The sequence below is a fragment of the Acidisphaera rubrifaciens HS-AP3 genome, from assembly GCF_000964365.1.
In the GTDB taxonomy this organism is placed as follows: Bacteria; Pseudomonadota; Alphaproteobacteria; order Acetobacterales; family Acetobacteraceae; genus Acidisphaera; species Acidisphaera rubrifaciens.
Window position 1 is genome coordinate 1 of the sequence record NZ_BANB01001087.1, and the last position, 497, is coordinate 497.

At 73.4% G+C, this 497-nt stretch carries 1 protein-coding gene and 1 pseudogene; one reads left to right on the forward strand and one right to left on the reverse strand.

What is annotated here, in order from left to right; translation table 11 throughout:
• A partial coding sequence (locus B8460_RS20160; protein ID WP_048863417.1) for a MerR family transcriptional regulator occupies nt 1–182 on the reverse strand: 182 nt, incomplete at its 3' end.
• Between the two features lie 87 nt (nt 183–269).
• On the opposite strand from B8460_RS20160, the pseudogene B8460_RS20165 reads away from it, so the two are divergent.
• Nucleotides 270–497: pseudogene (locus tag B8460_RS20165) on the forward strand (hypothetical protein); the annotation flags it as partial.

The following is a 497-nucleotide window of genomic DNA, read 5'->3' on the forward strand; positions in this document are numbered from 1 at the left end:
CCGAGTTCGCGCGCTCGCCGGACGAAACGCAGCCGCGCCACGTGCGCGTCGGCATAGCTGCGATAGCGTCCCTGCCGGGGCGGGGCCGCCAGCAGGCCGATCCGCTCGTAATAGCGGACCGTCTCGATGTTGCAGCCGGTGCGCCGCGCCAGCTCGCCGATCCGCATCGCGCCCCCGTCCATGCGCCGCCCCTCTCTCCCCGGATCGGGGCTTGAGTCTGTAGCCGCTACGGACTGTAGGCTCGCCTCGACCTATCTGGGAGGTGGCTCATGTCGGCTCTGCGCACCGGGTCTCGTGGCCCGGCTCCGCCCATCGGATCGGCGGCGGGGGTGCTGACGCTCGCCGGGCTCGCGGCGGCGTTCGGGCTCGCCTCGTGCTGCGCCCTGCCGCTGCTGCTCGGCGCAATCGGCCTCGGCAGCGCCTGGCTCGCCGGCATCGCGCTGTTCTCGGTGGGCCACCGTGCGGTTTTGCTCACGGTCGGCGCCGCCGGGCTGATC